This window comes from Micromonospora sp. RTBAU3-60 (assembly GCF_054963695.1).
Genome location: NZ_JBUEGB010000006.1, coordinates 64538 through 79831, shown reverse-complemented (window position 1 = coordinate 79831; position 15294 = coordinate 64538). Strand labels below are relative to the sequence as shown.

Sequence of the window (15294 nt, the reverse complement as noted above, 5' to 3'; positions counted from 1 at the left end):
GGGCACTCGCCCGGCACCCACCCCGCTCCGCCAGTGATCACCGGCGGCCCGCGTCGCGCAGGAGGAAGAAGTTGCTGTCCGCCTTTCTCAGTGCGTTCCGAACGCCTGACCTGCGCAAGAAGCTGCTGTTCACAGTAGGCATCATCGCGGTCTACCGGCTCGGCGCCACCCTGCCCAGCCCCGGCGTCTCGTACGGCAACGTGCAGAAGTGCCTCGACGCCATCCAGGGCGGCGGCACCGGCGTGCTGAACCTGCTGGACCTCTTCAGCGGTGGCGCGCTGCTCCAGCTCTCGGTCTTCGCGCTGGGCATCATGCCCTACATCACCGCGTCGATCATCCTGCAGCTGCTGACCGTGGTCATCCCGCGGCTGGAGCAGCTCCGCAAGGAGGGTCAGGCCGGCCAGGCGAAGATCACCCAGTACACCCGCTATCTGACGCTGGGTCTGGGCATCCTCCAGTCCTCGGCGTTCGTGGCGCTGGCCCGCTCCGGGCAGCTCTTCCAGAACCGCTGCGACCAGTGGCCGATCGTCCCGCGGGACACCGGCATCCCGGACTGGCTGACCCTGGGCATCCTGGTCATGACCATGACCGCCGGCACCGGCGTGGTGATGTGGCTCGGCGAGCTGATCACCGACCGCGGCGTCGGCAACGGCATGTCCGTCCTGATCTTCACCTCGATCGCCGCCCGGCTGCCCAGCGAGGGCTGGAAGATCAAGACCACCAAGGGCTGGGGGATGTTCCTCCTCGTCATCGCCCTGGTCCTGCTGGTCATCACCGCGGTCACCTTCATCGAGCAGGCCCAGCGCCGGATCCCGGTGCAGTACGCCAAGCGCATGATCGGCCGGCGGATGTACGGCGGCACCTCCACCTACATCCCGCTGAAGGTGAACCAGGCCGGCGTCATCCCGGTCATCTTCGCCTCGTCGCTGCTCTACCTGCCGCAGCTCGCGCTCCAGTTCTTCGACCAGACCAACCCGGGCAAGACCCAGGCCTGGATCCAGAACCACATCGTGAAGGCGAGCGCGCCGGAGCACATCGCGATCTACTTCCTGCTGATCATCTTCTTCACGTACTTCTACGTGTCGATCACGTTCAACCCGACCGAGGTCGCGGACAACATGAAGAAATACGGCGGCTTCGTGCCGGGCATCCGCCCCGGCAAGCCGACCGCCGAGTACCTCGACTTCATCCTCAGCCGGATCACCCTGCCGGGTGCGCTCTACCTGGGCATCATCGCGATCCTGCCGAACTTCTTCTTCATCTGGCTCGACAACCAGCAGTTCCAGAACTTCCCGTTCGGCGGCACCGCTGTGCTCATCATGGTCGGCGTCGGTCTGGAGACCGTGAAGCAGATCGAGAGCCAACTCATGCAGCGGAACTACGAAGGGTTCCTGCGGTAGATGCGACTCGTTCTGGTTGGCCCGCCGGGCGCGGGCAAGGGCACACAGGCGGAGTTCATCGCCGCTCACCTGTCGGTGCCGAAGATCTCGACCGGGGACATCTTCCGGGCGAACGTCTCCCAGGGCACGCCGCTGGGCGTCGAGGCGAAGCGATACATGGACGCCGGCAAGCTGGTCCCGGACGAGGTCACCATCAACATGGTGCGGGACCGGCTCGCCGAGCCGGACGCCAGTGAGGGCTTCCTGCTCGACGGCTTCCCGCGTACCACCCCGCAGGCCGCCGCGCTGGACAAGCTCCTCGCCGACCTCGGCACCGCGCTGGACCTGGTGCTGGAACTGGTCGTCGACGACGACGAGGTGATCCGGCGGCTCTCCGGCCGGCGCACCTGCCGGGGCTGCGGCAAGATCTGGCACGTCGAGTTCGACGCCACCACGCGTGAGGGAATCTGCGACCGCTGCGGCGCCGAGCTGTTCCAGCGGGACGACGACAAGCCGGAGACCATCGCCGCCCGGCTCCGGGAGTACGCCGAGAAGACCGCGCCGCTGGTCGACTACTACGGCGCCCAGGGCAAGCTCGTCGGCATCGACGCGACCGGGCCGGTGGAGGACGTCACCGTCCGCGCCATCGACGCCCTCCGTTCCTACGGCGGCTGACGTCCCGCCGGCCTCCGGCGGATAGAGTGCGAACAGCGGGGTACGTGCGACGTGCCCCGCTGTTCCGCGCAACGAAAGGTAACGCCCCCATGCGTCGTCCCCAGCTGGACATCCAGCTGAAGACCCCCGACCAGATCGAGATGATGCGGGCCGCCGGTCTGGTGGTCGCTCGCGCGCTGCGTCGGATGCGGGAGGCGGTCGCCCCCGGTGTGAGCACGGCCGACCTCGACGCGATCGCCGAGGCCACCATCCGGGAGGCCGGCGCCGTTCCATCGTTCAAGGGCTACCACGGCTACCCGGCGTCGATCTGCTCCTCGGTCAACGAGCAGGTGGTGCACGCCATCCCGTCCTCGAAGCAGGTGCTCCGCGAGGGCGACCTGATCTCGATCGACTGCGGTGCGGTGCTCAACGGATGGCACGGCGACGCGGCGATCACGGTCGGCGTGGGCGAGGCCGACCCGGCCCTGCTGAGGATGGCCGCCGTGGCCGAGGACGCGATGTGGGCCGGCATCGCCGCCGCCGCCCGCGGCGCGGCCGGCGGGAAGGGCCGGCTCACCGACATCTCCCACGCGGTGGAGCACGCGGTCCGCAAGGCCGGCCGGTACGGCATTGTCGACGGGTACGGCGGGCACGGCATCGGCACCGAGATGCACCAGGACCCGCACGTGCTCAACCACGGACGCCCGGGCAAGGGCCCCCGGCTGGTGCCCGGCATGGCGCTGGCGATCGAGCCGATGATCACCATGGGCTCGCCGCGTACGGTCGAGCAGGCGGACGGCTGGACCGTGGTCACCCGGGACGGGTCGGTGGCGGCGCACGTCGAGCACTCGATGGCCCTGCTGGACGACGGTGTGTGGGTGCTGACCGCCGAGGACGGCGGCCGGGCCCGGCTCGGTGACCTGGTCACCGCCCGCCAGCCGGCGGACTCCCCAGCGATCTGACCGGCCCGTCCGGCCCGGCGGCCGATCCTCGGCGCGGGTGTCCCGGAGGCGCGCCGGCCGGCAGCCACGGCGTCACCACCGCCTCGGTCAGCACCGATCCAGGCATGCCTTGCGCGTCGCTACGAACTTGATGTCGTAGACGATTCGACGCCCGACGCCCGACGCCCGACGCCCGACGCCCGACGCCCGACGCCCGACGCCCGGCGTCGACGCCCGGCGCCGGAGGCGGCCTCCACCCCGCCGGGCCTGGTGCCGGCCTGGCAGCGGCGATCCGGAGGCTCCGTGCCGGCACTCGAACCAGGCCGATCCGTTTGCGTCATCAAGTTCGTAGGGCGACGGCTGGGAGGTTCGTCCCCGATGTTGCGGCCTGCTCGTCGCCGGCCAGGGTCGGTCGCCCGGAAAGGGCGTTTCCGGCAACTGGCGTGCCGATGTCATGCTTACCGTCATGGACGGGCGGAGCGGGATGCGGGCGGCCGACGCCGACCGTGAGGCCACGGCGGAGCGGCTCCGGGTGGCCCTGGAGGAGGGCCGGCTCAACCTGCACGAGTACGACGAACGACTGGGGCGGGCCTACGGCGCGAAGACCTACGGCGACCTGGCGGCGGTGCTGGCGGACCTGCCCGGGCCCCCGCCGGCGGACCGGTCGGCCCTGGCGCCCGTGCAGCGCGGCCCCGAGCCCGCCCCGGTGTCCGCGGAGCCGCCGGTGCCGGCCGCCAGCTCGACCCGGTGGTTGATCGAAGCGTGGCTGCCCTGGCTGCGGGTGGCGGCGATCCTGACCGCGGTCTGGCTGCTCTCCTGCCTCGGCTCGGGGGAACTGGTCTTCTACTGGCCGGTCTGGGCGCTCGTCCCGTGGGGTGCCGTGCTGCTGATGCGTACCGCGGGCGGCCTGGCCACCGGCGAGCCCCGCCGCGCGGCGGGGCGCCGGGAGCGGCGCCGGGCCCGCCGGGAGGCCCGGCGGCAGGCGGGCGACGCGGGGGATCGGTAGCGGCAGCCGCCGCCGCGCGGCAGCGGTGTGGCCGGCGTCACGCCAGGTCGGCGTGGCTTGACGAATTTCCCCGGCCGGTGGTCGGATGCGCGGCCGGTTTGGCGGCGGCGCGCAGGCGGGCGTACACTTTCTGATCGGCGCACAGCGTCCACTCCGGCATGCCCACCCCGCGCTTCGGTGGGAGCTGGAGCCGCGGCTGGCGCGGGTTTCCTGATTTTGATCAGTTCACCCGTGTAAGACGTTGTGGGCCGTCCGGAGCAACCGACGTCAGGACAGCGGAGGACATGCCGAAAAAAGACGGAGCCATCGAGATCGAGGGTCGGGTCATCGAGCCCCTGCCGAACGCCATGTTCCGCGTGGAGCTCGCGAACGGCCACAAGGTGCTGGCTCACATCAGCGGCAAGATGCGGCAGCACTACATCCGCATCCTGCCGGAGGACCGGGTCGTCGTCGAACTCTCGCCGTACGACCTGACCCGCGGGCGCATCGTCTACCGCTACAAGTAAGCCTGACGACGGCCGGGACGTCCCCGTGTCCGTCTTCGACGTCCGGCGTCGCGCCTCGTCGCGCCTCCGGGCCAGATGGGAAGTAAGGCAACCGTGAAGGTCAAGCCGAGCGTCAAGAGGATCTGCAACAAGTGCCGGGTGATCCGCCGGCACGGCCGGGTCATGGTCATCTGCCAGGACCCGCGCCACAAGCAGCGCCAGGGCTGAACCAGTCCCACCGGTCGTGACGGCCGGTCGGATCGGTCCGGGCCGCAGATCCAGACAACACAGCACATGCTCGTCCCAGCCGCGAGCCGTACGCAGCGCGTACTCCCTCGTGGTTGACCCCCGGTCGGAGGCCGGGGCCCGCTCGGGCAGCGACCGATCCCGGTCGCCGGCGCGTGACGCCGGAAGGACAGGGACGGTCGGTAGCGGGGTGGGACGGGTCCACACCTCCGCCACAACATCACGAGGAGTACGCCCGCACATGGCACGTCTAGTCGGCGTGGACCTCCCCCGCGACAAGCGGATGGAGATCGCGCTCACCTACATCTTCGGGGTCGGTCGCACCCGTGCCCTGGAGACGCTCGCCGCCACCGGTATCTCGCCGGACAAGCGCGCTCGGGACCTCACGGACGAGGAGCTCGTGCAGCTCCGCGACCACATCGAGGCCAACTACCAGGTTGAAGGTGACCTTCGCCGCGAGGTCGCCGCTGACATCCGCCGCAAGGTCGAGATCGGCTGCTACGCCGGTATCCGGCACCGCCGGGGCCTGCCCGTCCGTGGCCAGCGGACCAAGACCAACGCGCGGACCCGAAAGGGCCCGAAGCGGACCGTGGCCGGCAAGAAGAAGCCCGGCAAGAAGTAACTAGGAGCGCACAGACTTATGCCACCGAAGGCTCGTGCCGGAGCCGCCGTCAAGAAGGTCCGGCGCAAGGAACGCAAGAACGTCGCCCACGGGCAGGCGCACATCAAGAGCACCTTCAACAACACCATCGTGTCCATCACGGACCCGACCGGTGCGGTCATCTCCTGGGCCTCCGCCGGCCAGGTGGGCTTCAAGGGCTCCCGCAAGTCGACTCCGTTCGCCGCGCAGCTGGCCGCCGAGGCCGCCGCGCGTCGGGCCATGGAGCACGGCATGCGCAAGGTCGACGTGTTCGTCAAGGGACCCGGCTCCGGCCGGGAGACCGCCATCCGCTCGCTGCAGGCCGTGGGCCTCGAGGTCGGTCAGATCTCCGACGTCACCCCGCAGCCGCACAACGGGTGCCGTCCGCCGAAGCGTCGCCGGGTCTGAGAGGTTAGAGAGAGATGGCTCGTTACACCGGTGCTGACTGCCGCCGTTGCCGGCGGGAGAAGATGAAGCTGTTCCTCAAGGGCAGCAAGTGCGATGGCCCGAAGTGCCCGTTCGAGTCCCGGCCGTTCCCGCCCGGGCAGCACGGCCGCGGCCGCACCAAGGAGACGGAGTACCTGCTCCAGCTCCGTGAGAAGCAGAAGGCTCGCCGGGTCTACGGCGTGCTGGAGAAGCAGTTCCGCGGTTACTACGAGGAGGCCGTGGGCAAGCAGGCCAAGACCGGTGAGGTCCTCCTGCAGATCCTCGAGTCGCGGCTGGACAACGTGGTCTACCGGGCCGGCTACGCCAAGTCCCGGGACATGGCCCGTCAGCTGGTCAAGCACGGTCACTTCACGGTGAACGGCAAGAAGGTCGACATCCCGTCGTACCGGGTCAAGGAGCACGACATCGTCGAGGTGCGTGCGAAGAGCAAGGAACTCACCCCGTTCCTGGTGGCGCAGGGTGAGGCCGGCTCGCGGACCGTCCCGGCGTGGCTGGAGGCCATCCCGAGCCAGCTGAAGATCCTCGTGCACTCGCTCCCGGCCCGCCAGGTGATCGACACCCAGGTCCAGGAGCAGCTGATCGTCGAGCTCTACTCCAAGTAAGGGCTCGTTGCGGTGGCCCGCCCTCCGGGGCGGGCCACCGGAACAGTTTGTGTCGTGGGCGTCATATAGCGGGCGCCCCGGAAGAGAAGAGAAAAGATGCTCATCAGCCAGCGACCGTCTCTCTCCGAAGAGTCGATCAACGAGACCCGGTCCCGGTTCACCATCGAGCCGCTGGAGCCTGGCTTCGGCTACACCCTGGGCAACTCGCTGCGGCGCACGCTGCTGTCGTCCATCCCGGGTGCGGCGGTGACCTCGATCAAGATCGACGGTGTCCTGCACGAGTTCACCACGATCCCCGGGGTCAAGGAGGACGTGGTCGAGCTCGTCATGAACATCAAGGAGCTCTGCGTCAGCTCCGAGCACGACGAGCCGGTCAGCATGTACCTGCGCAAGCAGGGCCCGGGCGACGTGACCGCCGGTGACATCCAGCCCCCGGCCGGTGTCTCGGTGCACAACCCGGACCTGAAGCTCGCCACCCTCAACGGCAAGGGCCGGCTCGACATGGAGCTGACCGTCGAGCGGGGTCGTGGCTACGTCACGGCGGCGCAGAACAAGCAGGCGGGCGCGGAGATCGGCCGGATCCCGGTCGACTCGATCTACTCGCCGGTGCTCAAGGTGACCTACCGGGTCGAGGCGACCCGTGTCGAGCAGCGGACCGACTTCGACCGGCTGATCATCGACGTCGAGACCAAGCCGTCGATGGGCCCGCGTACCGCGCTGGCCTCGGCCGGCTCGACGCTGGTGGAGCTGTTCGGGCTGGCCCGGGAGCTCGACGAGACCGCCGAGGGCATCGACATCGGGCCGTCCCCGCAGGACGCCCAGCTGGCGGCCGACCTGGCTCTGCCGATCGAGGAGCTGGACCTCACCGTCCGCTCCTACAACTGCCTCAAGCGCGAGGGCATCAACTCCGTTGGTGAGCTGATCGGGCGTACCGAGGCGGACCTCCTCGACATCCGGAACTTCGGTCAGAAGTCGATCGACGAGGTCAAGATGAAGCTCGCCGGGATGGGCCTGGGGCTGAAGGACTCCGCCCCGAACTTCGACCCGGCGCACGTCGTGGACGCCTTCGGCGAGGCCGACTACGACACCGACGACTACCGCGAGACCGAGCAGCTCTAAGTCCGGCTGCCGCCACATCTGAGGAGCACCAACAATGCCCACGCCCACCAAGGGCCCCCGCCTCGGCGGCAGCCCCGCGCACGAGCGGCTGATGCTGGCCAACCTGGCCACCTCGCTGTTCCAGCACGGCAAGATCCAGACCACCGAGACGAAGGCCCGGCGGCTGCGTCCGCTGGCCGAGCAGCTGATCACCAAGGCCAAGCGGGGCGACCTCGCCTCGCGTCGGCGGGTGCTGGCCGTCGTCAAGGACAAGGACGTGGTCTACACCCTGTTCGACCAGATCGCGCCCCGGTACGCCAACCGCAACGGTGGCTACACCCGGATCGTGAAGACCGGCCCGCGCAAGGGTGACGCCGCTCCGATGGCGATCATCGAGCTGGTGGAGGAGCTTCAGGTCGCCGAGCCGAAGGCGAACAAGAAGACCGCCGCCCGCAAGGCCGCGCAGCAGGACAAGGTCGAGGCCCTGGCCCCGGCCGAGGAGAGCCCGGCCCCGGCCGACCAGGACTCCGAGCCGCCGGTGCACGTCTCCGGTGACACCGCCGCCGCCCGCGAGGACAGCGACGAGGCCAACGAGAACAAGGCCTGAGCAGAGGCAGCATCGTCGGGCCCGGCATCCCTCACTGGGGTGCCGGGCCCGACGCCGTCAACGGGAGGTACGAGGTGGACGAGCGGACCCGGCTGCGGCTGGACGTCTCGTACGACGGCACCGACTTCTCCGGCTGGGCCGCCCAGCCCACCCGGCGTACGGTCGCCGGGGTGCTCGTCGAAACGCTGGACCTGGTCCTCGGCGCGGGCACCGCGACCGGGTTGACCGTGGCCGGCCGCACCGACGCCGGCGTGCACGCCACCGGGCAGGTCTGCCACCTCGACCTGCCGACCGCCGTGTGGCGGCAGCACGAGGGGAGCCTGCTGCGCCGCCTGGCCCGGCTGCTCCCGCCCGACGTGCGGGTACGCGCCATGACCGAGGTGCCGGCCGACTTCGACGCCCGCTTCTCGGCCACCTTCCGCCGCTACGAGTACCGGGTCACGGACGCACCCTGGGGTGCCGAGCCGCTGCGCCGCACCGACACCCTGTCCTGGCCGAAGCCGCTCGACCTGGCGGCGCTGAACGCCGCCGCCGCCGGCCTGGTGGGGGAGCACGACTTCGCCGCGTACTGCCGGCGCAAGGAGAACGCCACCACGCTGCGCGAGGTGACCCGGCTGGACTGGCGGCGCGACCCGGACGGGATCCTGGTCGCCACGGTGCAGGCCGACGCGTTCTGCCAGGCGATGGTGCGCAGCCTGGTCGGCGCCATGCTGGTGGCCGGGGACGGCCGCCGGCCGGTCGAGTGGCCGGCCAGCCTGCTGACCCGCCGGGAACGGTCCAGCGAGGTGTCGGTGGCCCCGGCGCACGGGCTGACCCTGGTCGCCGTCGGTTACCCGGACGACCCCGCCGAGTACGCGCGCCGCGCCGACCTCACCCGCCGGCTCCGGGTCCCGGCCGTCGAGGGCTGACCGTCCCGCCGGCACCGCCGCCCGGACGTCGTACGGCCCGCCGTTCCCGGTGGGACGACGGGCCGCCGCTGTCGTCGGTCAGTTGTTCCGGGTGTTCCGCTGGGTGGTCCCGTCCTGGCCGGCGGTGTCGTCGGTCTGCGGCTGGGTGGGCTGGCTGGCCACCCCGCCGTTCGCCCGGCGCTCCAGCACGCCGCGGTTCAGGTGGACCTCGATCATGTCGTACAGGATGTCGCGCGCCTTGGCGTCGGTGGAGCTGATCCGCTGCCCGTCGGCGCGGGTGACCACGCAGTAGGCGAGGTAGTGGCCGCGTACCTGCCAGCCGACCCGGGCGGCGCCCTTGGCGACGGCCTCGGTGCTGGCGTCGACGGACATGCCCTGCAGCCGGCCCTGGCGCTCGTCGAGCAGCTGCCGCATCCGGTCCCGGGCCCGCTGGGCGCTGGCCACGTCGGTCAGGTTGAACAGGCCGGCGGTGAGCAGGTAGTCCCCGTCGGGGGAGCGGAGGGTCGCCCGGACCACCTGGTTGCAGCCGAGGCGGACCAGCAGGTCCGCGATCTCGCCGGTCGCCGCCACCGCGCAGCTGCCGCTGGACTGCGACTTGAGCACCTGGTAGGCCGGCTGGCCGCTGGTGACCACCAGCTGCCGCCCCGGGAAGACCTCCTTGGCGGTGAGCGCCGACTGGTCGGTGTCTCGGGAGTCCAGGTCCTTCCCGTCGGCCACGGCCGACTGCTCCACCGCCGGCTGCCCGGTCTGCTGACCGGCCGTCGGCGTGCCGGTCCGGTCCTGGAGCAGGGCGGCGACGGCCAGGCCGCAGAGCGCGAGCAGCACCAGCACGGCGGCACCGCCGATCAGCACCTGCCAGGTCCGGCCGCCGCCGCGCTTGCGGTCGACCTGGCGGGGCTCGGACAGGTCCAGCTCGTCGACCGTAGCGGCGACCGGGGCCTCCGGAGCCGCCGCGGGTGGGCGCGGCGCGGCGGTGGCCGCAGGTGGCGGCTCGGGCCGGTGCGGTGCGGCGGCGGACGGCGGCTGCGGCACGGTGTCCCGGGAGACGACCGCCCGAGCGGAGCCGGACCGGGCCGGCACCGGGGCGGGCGTGGGAGCGGGGTCGACGTCGACGGGTGGCCGGGTGCGCCGCACCGGCGGGGGCAGCGACGGGGTGGGGAAGCGGGACGGCGAGGGACCCGGCGGTGGCGGTGTCCCGGGTACGGACGGGTCCGACCCGGGCCTCGGGAACTCCAGGAAGGCGTCCTCATCGGACTCGTACCGATACACCATGTGCGTTACCCTAGGGCCCATTGTCCCTTTCGAGGGTAATTTCGGGGAAATCAAGCGAAGTGGTGTCGCATCTCTTTTTCGCCCGCCTCGGGCACCTGGCTGGCGCTGCATGCCCGGAACACCGTCGACGGCACCGTCCCGGGCCGGTGCGACAATGCCCGACGTGACCGGCGACCACTACTTCACCGCTGAACCCACGACCGCCGCCCAGCCGCGTGAGGTCGAGTTCTCCGTCGCCGGGCGCGACTACACCCTCGCCTCGGCCGGCGGGGTCTTCTCCGCCGACCGGCTCGACCCCGGCACCGCCGTCCTGCTGCGCAAGGCCGAGCTGCCGAGCGCCGCTGCCACCGGACCGCTGCTCGACCTCGGCTGCGGATTCGGGCCGATCACCTGCGTACTCGCCACCAGCGTGCCTTCCGCCACGGTCTGGGCGGTCGACGTCAACGAGCGGGCCCGTGAGCTCACCGCCGGCAACGCCGCCCGGGTGGGCGCCGCCGACCGGGTCCGGGTGGCGGCGCCGGACGAGGTGCCGGCCGACCTCTCCTTCGCCGAGATCTGGTCCAACCCGCCGATCCGGATCGGCAAGTCGGAACTGCACGAGCTGCTGCGGCGCTGGCTGCCCCGGCTCGCCCCGGACGGGGCGGCTTGGCTGGTCGTCGCCCGGCACCTCGGCGGCGACTCGCTGCAGCGCTGGCTGGTCGAGCAGGGCTGGCAGGTCGAGCGGCACGCCAGCCAGAAGGGCTACCGGGTACTGCGGGTCACCCGGTAATCGAGTGTCGTTCAGGCCGGCCTCTCGGGCAGGATGCCCGCGTGGGATACGTGGACGTGGCAGGGGTCGGTCACTTGCTCCCGGACGGCCGGGAGCTCTTCGCCGAGGTGTCGTTCCGGGTCGGTGAGGGCGCCAAGGTGGCCCTGGTCGGGCCCAACGGCGCCGGCAAGACCACGCTGCTCCGGATGGTCGCCGGCGACCTGCCGGTAAAGACCGGCGCGATCGCCCGCTCCGGCGGCCTCGGCGTGATGCGGCAGTTCATCGGCATGATCGGGGACGACTCGACCCTCGCCGACCTGGCGCTCTCGCTCGCCCCGCCGGCGCTGCGCGACGCCGGCCACCGCCTCGCCGAGACCGAGGCGGCCATGCGGGCGGCCGAGGTCCGCGGCAAGTACAGCAGCGCCGCCGGCAAGGCCCAGCTCGCGTACGCGGACGCGCTCGCCGCCTGGGGCGAGGTCGGCGGGTACGACGCCGAGGTGCTCTTCGACACCGTCGCCACCATCGTCCTCGACCTGCCGTGGGACGCCGCCCGGGACCGTCCGGTGCGGACCCTCTCCGGCGGCCAGCAGAAGCGCTTCGCCCTCGAACTGCTGCTCCGGGGCACCGACGAGGTGCTCCTCCTCGACGAGCCGGACAACTTCCTCGATGTACCGGGCAAACGGTGGCTGGAGGCGCGGCTGCGTGAGTCCGGCAAGTCGGTGCTCTACGTCTCGCACGACCGCGAGCTGCTGGCGCAGACCGCCGACCGGGTGGTCGCCGTCGAGGGCGGCAGCGCCTGGGTGCACCCGAGCGGCTTCGCCAGCTGGCACGAGGCGCGGGTGGCCCGGCACGCCCGCCTCGACGAGCTGCGCAGGCGCTGGGACGAGGAGCACCAGAAGCTGCGCGAGCTGATGCTGATGTACAAGCAGAAGGCCGCGTACAACGACGGGATGGCCTCGCGCTACCAGGCCGCGCAGACCCGGTTGCGCAAGTTCGAGGAGGCCGGGCCCCCGCCCGTACCCCCGAAGGACCAGGACATCCGGATGCGGCTGACCGGCGGGCGCACCGGCAAGCGCGCGGTGATCGCCGAGCAGCTCGAGCTCGACGGCCTGACCTACCCCTTCGACCTGGAGCTCTGGTACGGCGACCGGGTCGCCGTGCTGGGCGCGAACGGGACGGGCAAGTCGCACTTCCTCCGCCTGCTGGCCCGCGGCGGCACCGACCCGGACCCGGCCAACAGCCCGGTCGACGGCGCGGCGGCGCTCGCGCCCGTCGCCCACGGCGGGGTGGTACGCCTCGGCGCCCGGGTCCGGCCCGGCCACTTCTCGCAGACCCACGACCGCCCGGAGTTGATGGAGAAGACGCTGGTCGACATCCTCTGGCGGGGCGACGAGCACCGGGCCGGGATGGACCGGCACGCGGCGATGGCGGCGCTGTCCCGGTATGAGCTGGCCGGGCAGGGCGACCAGCGCTTCGGCACCCTCTCCGGGGGCCAGCAGGCCCGCTTCCTGGTGTTGCTGCTGGAACTCTCCGGCGCGACCCTGCTGCTGCTCGACGAGCCGACCGACAACCTCGACCTGGCCTCCGCCGAGGCGCTCGAAGCGGGACTGGCCGCCTTCGAGGGGACGGTGATCGCGGTGACCCACGACCGGTGGTTCACCCGCTCCTTCGAGCGGTTCGTGCTGTTTCGCGGCGACGGCGAGGTGGTGGAGACCCCGGAGCCGGTCTGGGACGTCGGATGATCGACGGCGAACTGGTCGAGCGGCTCTGCGCGGTCGACGGGGTGGTCGCGGTGGCGTTGGGCGGCAGCCGGGCCCGGGGCGAGCACCGGCCCGACTCCGACTGGGACCTGGGGCTCTACTACCGGGGCCGGCTCGACGTGGCCGGGCTGCGGGCCGTCGCCGCCTCCGTCGCCGACGCCGAGGTGCAGCTCACCGCGCCGGGCGGCTGGGGGCCGTGGGTCGACGGCGGTGGCTGGCTGCGCGTCGGCGGGGTGGCCGTGGACTGGATCTACCGCGACCTCGACCGGGTGCACGACGTCTGGGCGGACTGCCGGGCCGGCCGCTACACGGTGGGCGTGCAGGCCGGGCACCCGCTCGGCTTCTACTCGCACGCGTACGCAGGCGAGGTGGCGTTGGGCCGGGTGCTCGGCGACCCGACCGGGGAGCTGACCGCGCTGCGGTCGGAGACGCAGGCGTACCCGCCCGCGCTGGGGAAGGCCCTGGTGGCCGGCGGGTGGGAGGCGGGTTTCCTGTTCGACGGGGCGGCCAAGGGTGCCGCCGCCGGGGACAGTGCGTACGTGGCGGGCTGCCTGTTCCGGGCGGTCGGGGTGCTAGTCCAGGCGCTGCACGGCCGGGCCGGGCGGTGGCTGATCAACGAGAAGGGCATGATCGCCTCGGCCGGCCGGCTGCCCGATGCGCCGCCCGACTTCGTGTCCCGGGCGTACGGGCTGCTCGCTGAGGTCGGTCGTACCCCGGAGGAGCTGGCACGGACCCTGGCGGCCGCGCGGCGGCTGGTCGCCGACGTGCTCGGCTGAGCGGGCCGGGCGGCGGCGGACCGATGCCGGTGTGTCGGGACCGGTGGCAGGAGGATGCCGCGCCGCTACGGACTTGATGGCATGAACGACTCACCCGGATGCTGGTCCGCGCCTGGGCATAGGGTGGATCTCGTGAGTGAGATGACGTACCGCCGGCTGGGCGACTCCGGGCTCGTGGTGTCCGTGGTCGGCGTCGGCTGCAACAACTTCGGCCGCAAGCTCGACCTCGACGGCACCCGGGCGGTGGTCGAGGCCGCGCTCGACGCCGGGATCAACTTCTTCGACACCGCCGACATCTACGGCGAACCGCAGGGCGGCTCCGAGGAACTGCTCGGGCAGGCGCTCAAGGGCCACCGCGACGACGTGGTGGTCGCCACCAAGTTCGGCATGGACATGCACGGCCTGAACGGACCGGACTTCGGTGCCCGGGGCGCCCGCCGCTACATCGCGCGCGCCGTCGAGGCGTCGCTGCGCCGGCTCGGCACCGACCACATCGACCTGTACCAGATGCACGAACCCGACCCGGACACCCCGATCGACGAGACACTCGCGGCGCTGGACGACCTGGTCCGCGCCGGCAAGGTCCGCTACCTCGGCAACTCGAACTTCGCCGGCTGGCAGATCGCCGACGCCGACTGGACCGCGTCGTCCCAGGGCCGCACCCGCTTCATCTCCGCGCAGAACCACTACAGCCTGCTGGAACGCTCCGTCGAGGCTGAGGTCATCCCGGCGTGTGAGCGGTTCGGCTTGGGCATGCTGCCGTTCTTCCCGCTGGCCAACGGCCTGCTCACCGGCAAGTACCACCGGGGCGAGACCCCACCCGCCGGCAGCCGGCTCTCCGGCGGCGGCCGGTACGCCGAGCGGCTGGCCGCGGCGGACTGGGACACCATCGAGGCGATCGAGGCGTACGCCGCGGAGCGCGGGATCTCGATGCTCCAGGTGGCCATCGGCGGGCTCGCCGCCCGCCCCGCGGTGACCTCGGTGATCGCCGGCGCGACCACGCCCGAGCAGGTACGCGCCAACGCCGAGGCGGGAAGCTGGCAGCCCACCGACGAGGACCTGGCCGCCCTCGGCGCCATCCTCTGACCCACTCACTCGCTGTCCCGGCGCCGCATCGACGGTGCCGGGACAGCGGTGCTGCTTGGGGCCAGGCCGCCGGTGCCGCCCTAATCAGCTAGTGCCGTAGGCAACGGTACGGTCACGCAGTTCCGTATTCGGTCCTACAGAACACAGGGGTTCCGTTCGCGCCGTCCCGCAGGCATGCGGTCAGGGAGATCGAGGTGCCCTCGGGGATCTCGATGTCATACGGGTAGAGCACACAGCCGTTGTTCGCCCCGTCCGCGTCCTGCACCTCTCGGTAGTGCGAGTACCCGCCAGAGGTCCACCGCAAGATGGCCACCGCCCGCTTGCCGTCGGACTGGATGTCGCAGGCGTTGAAATACTCGCCGACGTCATTGAAGTGGGCCTTGCCGCCCGGGTTGTCGTCAGTGGTGTAAACGGGGCCGACGTACGTACCGGCAAGGGCCGGCGATGCGCTGAACGCGATGGTCGCTCCTCCGACCGCCAGGGCCGCCGCGACCTGAACCGCACGCTTCGTCACTGTTCTTGGCACAGACTCTGTCCTTCGCGAGACCGAGAACTTTGAGTTCCGAATATTTTTTTACAGTCCCGGGGGCTGCTGATGTTCCCGCTTGAGGGGGAATCGCCTCCCCTGACGTGGGGAGG

At 71.4% G+C, this 15294-nt stretch carries 18 protein-coding genes; 16 read left to right on the top strand and 2 right to left on the bottom strand.

Translation table 11 applies throughout. The features are described from left to right. Positions 1 to 71: 71 nt before the first annotated feature. The 12 genes from secY (at position 72) to truA (ending at position 9013) form a co-directional block, all read left to right on the top strand. The gene (gene secY, locus ACY34I_RS08220; protein ID WP_148793481.1) at positions 72 to 1400 is read left to right on the top strand and encodes a preprotein translocase subunit SecY; all 1329 of its coding nucleotides are present in this window, start codon (positions 72 to 74) and stop codon (positions 1398 to 1400) included. Beyond that, positions 1401 to 2054: an adenylate kinase gene (locus tag ACY34I_RS08215; RefSeq protein WP_073834919.1), complete on the top strand. Its 654-nt coding sequence runs from the start codon at positions 1401 to 1403 to the stop codon at positions 2052 to 2054. It begins immediately after the preceding gene. Positions 2055 to 2143: 89 nt separating this feature from the next. Continuing rightward, on the top strand, positions 2144 to 2995 hold the full coding sequence (gene map / locus ACY34I_RS08210) for a type I methionyl aminopeptidase (protein WP_462753977.1): 852 nt from the start codon (positions 2144 to 2146) through the stop codon (positions 2993 to 2995). Positions 2996 to 3440: 445 nt separating this feature from the next. Continuing rightward, complete coding sequence (locus tag ACY34I_RS08205; RefSeq protein ID WP_462753975.1) at positions 3441 to 3980, top strand: DUF1707 SHOCT-like domain-containing protein; 540 nt, start codon at positions 3441 to 3443, stop codon at positions 3978 to 3980. Positions 3981 to 4264: 284 nt separating this feature from the next. Continuing rightward, entirely contained in the window at positions 4265 to 4486 is a 222-nt protein-coding gene (gene infA / locus ACY34I_RS08200) for a translation initiation factor IF-1 (protein ID WP_007073013.1), read from the top strand. Between the two features lie 93 nt (positions 4487 to 4579). Continuing rightward, entirely contained in the window at positions 4580 to 4693 is a 114-nt protein-coding gene (gene rpmJ, locus ACY34I_RS08195) for a 50S ribosomal protein L36 (RefSeq protein WP_073834917.1), read from the top strand. 259 nt (positions 4694 to 4952) lie between these two features. Then, positions 4953 to 5333, top strand: a complete 381-nt coding sequence (gene rpsM, locus ACY34I_RS08190; RefSeq protein ID WP_091262776.1) for a 30S ribosomal protein S13 — start codon at positions 4953 to 4955, stop codon at positions 5331 to 5333. Positions 5334 to 5351: 18 nt separating this feature from the next. Then, entirely contained in the window at positions 5352 to 5759 is a 408-nt protein-coding gene (gene rpsK / locus ACY34I_RS08185) for a 30S ribosomal protein S11 (RefSeq protein ID WP_007073011.1), read from the top strand. Positions 5760 to 5773: 14 nt separating this feature from the next. After that, positions 5774 to 6400, top strand: coding sequence for a 30S ribosomal protein S4 (rpsD, locus tag ACY34I_RS08180; protein ID WP_073834915.1), 627 nt, complete (start codon positions 5774 to 5776; stop codon positions 6398 to 6400). 96 nt (positions 6401 to 6496) lie between these two features. After that, the gene (locus ACY34I_RS08175; protein ID WP_007073009.1) at positions 6497 to 7519 is read left to right on the top strand and encodes a DNA-directed RNA polymerase subunit alpha; all 1023 of its coding nucleotides are present in this window, start codon (positions 6497 to 6499) and stop codon (positions 7517 to 7519) included. A gap of 34 nt (positions 7520 to 7553) precedes the next feature. Then, positions 7554 to 8105, top strand: coding sequence for a 50S ribosomal protein L17 (rplQ, locus tag ACY34I_RS08170; RefSeq protein WP_148793485.1), 552 nt, complete (start codon positions 7554 to 7556; stop codon positions 8103 to 8105). A gap of 74 nt (positions 8106 to 8179) precedes the next feature. After that, positions 8180 to 9013 (top strand): tRNA pseudouridine(38-40) synthase TruA, encoded by an 834-nt coding sequence (gene truA, locus ACY34I_RS08165; protein ID WP_462753971.1) that lies wholly within the window; start codon positions 8180 to 8182, stop codon positions 9011 to 9013. Between the two features lie 78 nt (positions 9014 to 9091). On the opposite strand, the gene ACY34I_RS08160 is transcribed toward truA, so the two are convergent. Then, on the bottom strand, positions 9092 to 10285 hold the full coding sequence (locus ACY34I_RS08160) for a hypothetical protein (protein ID WP_462753969.1): 1194 nt from the start codon (positions 10283 to 10285) through the stop codon (positions 9092 to 9094). Positions 10286 to 10448: 163 nt separating this feature from the next. Here ACY34I_RS08160 and ACY34I_RS08155 point away from each other — a divergent pair, with 163 nt between their 5' ends. The 4 genes from ACY34I_RS08155 to ACY34I_RS08140 all read left to right on the top strand — a co-directional run bounded on the left by ACY34I_RS08155 (position 10449) and on the right by ACY34I_RS08140 (position 14655). Continuing rightward, entirely contained in the window at positions 10449 to 11054 is a 606-nt protein-coding gene (locus tag ACY34I_RS08155; RefSeq protein WP_462754154.1) for a class I SAM-dependent methyltransferase, read from the top strand. A gap of 41 nt (positions 11055 to 11095) precedes the next feature. Then, positions 11096 to 12775: an ATP-binding cassette domain-containing protein gene (locus tag ACY34I_RS08150; protein ID WP_462753967.1), complete on the top strand. Its 1680-nt coding sequence runs from the start codon at positions 11096 to 11098 to the stop codon at positions 12773 to 12775. Beyond that, the gene (locus ACY34I_RS08145; RefSeq protein WP_462753965.1) at positions 12772 to 13569 is read left to right on the top strand and encodes a nucleotidyltransferase domain-containing protein; all 798 of its coding nucleotides are present in this window, start codon (positions 12772 to 12774) and stop codon (positions 13567 to 13569) included. Before ACY34I_RS08150 ends, ACY34I_RS08145 begins: the two co-directional genes overlap by 4 nt. 123 nt (positions 13570 to 13692) lie before the next feature. After that, on the top strand, positions 13693 to 14655 hold the full coding sequence (locus tag ACY34I_RS08140; RefSeq protein WP_462753963.1) for an aldo/keto reductase: 963 nt from the start codon (positions 13693 to 13695) through the stop codon (positions 14653 to 14655). Positions 14656 to 14767: 112 nt separating this feature from the next. On the opposite strand, the gene ACY34I_RS08135 is transcribed toward ACY34I_RS08140, so the two are convergent. Next, on the bottom strand, positions 14768 to 15169 hold the full coding sequence (locus ACY34I_RS08135; protein ID WP_462753962.1) for a hypothetical protein: 402 nt from the start codon (positions 15167 to 15169) through the stop codon (positions 14768 to 14770). Between the last annotated feature and the right edge of the window lie 125 nt (positions 15170 to 15294).

What these genes read in the sequence shown, in the direction of transcription:
- rpsK (WP_007073011.1), top strand. Translation starts at nt 5,352, where the DNA reads ATGCCACCGAAGGCTCGTGCCGGAGCCGCCGTCAAGAAGGTCCGGCGC.
- ACY34I_RS08160 (WP_462753969.1), bottom strand. Translation starts at nt 10,285, where the DNA reads ATGGTGTATCGGTACGAGTCCGATGAGGACGCCTTCCTGGAGTTCCCG.
- ACY34I_RS08215 (WP_073834919.1), top strand. Translation starts at nt 1,401, where the DNA reads ATGCGACTCGTTCTGGTTGGCCCGCCGGGCGCGGGCAAGGGCACACAG.
- ACY34I_RS08175 (WP_007073009.1), top strand. Translation starts at nt 6,497, where the DNA reads ATGCTCATCAGCCAGCGACCGTCTCTCTCCGAAGAGTCGATCAACGAG.
- rpsD (WP_073834915.1), top strand. Translation starts at nt 5,774, where the DNA reads ATGGCTCGTTACACCGGTGCTGACTGCCGCCGTTGCCGGCGGGAGAAG.
- infA (WP_007073013.1), top strand. Translation starts at nt 4,265, where the DNA reads ATGCCGAAAAAAGACGGAGCCATCGAGATCGAGGGTCGGGTCATCGAG.
- rplQ (WP_148793485.1), top strand. Translation starts at nt 7,554, where the DNA reads ATGCCCACGCCCACCAAGGGCCCCCGCCTCGGCGGCAGCCCCGCGCAC.
- rpsM (WP_091262776.1), top strand. Translation starts at nt 4,953, where the DNA reads ATGGCACGTCTAGTCGGCGTGGACCTCCCCCGCGACAAGCGGATGGAG.
- map (WP_462753977.1), top strand. Translation starts at nt 2,144, where the DNA reads ATGCGTCGTCCCCAGCTGGACATCCAGCTGAAGACCCCCGACCAGATC.
- ACY34I_RS08145 (WP_462753965.1), top strand. Translation starts at nt 12,772, where the DNA reads ATGATCGACGGCGAACTGGTCGAGCGGCTCTGCGCGGTCGACGGGGTG.
- ACY34I_RS08205 (WP_462753975.1), top strand. Translation starts at nt 3,441, where the DNA reads ATGGACGGGCGGAGCGGGATGCGGGCGGCCGACGCCGACCGTGAGGCC.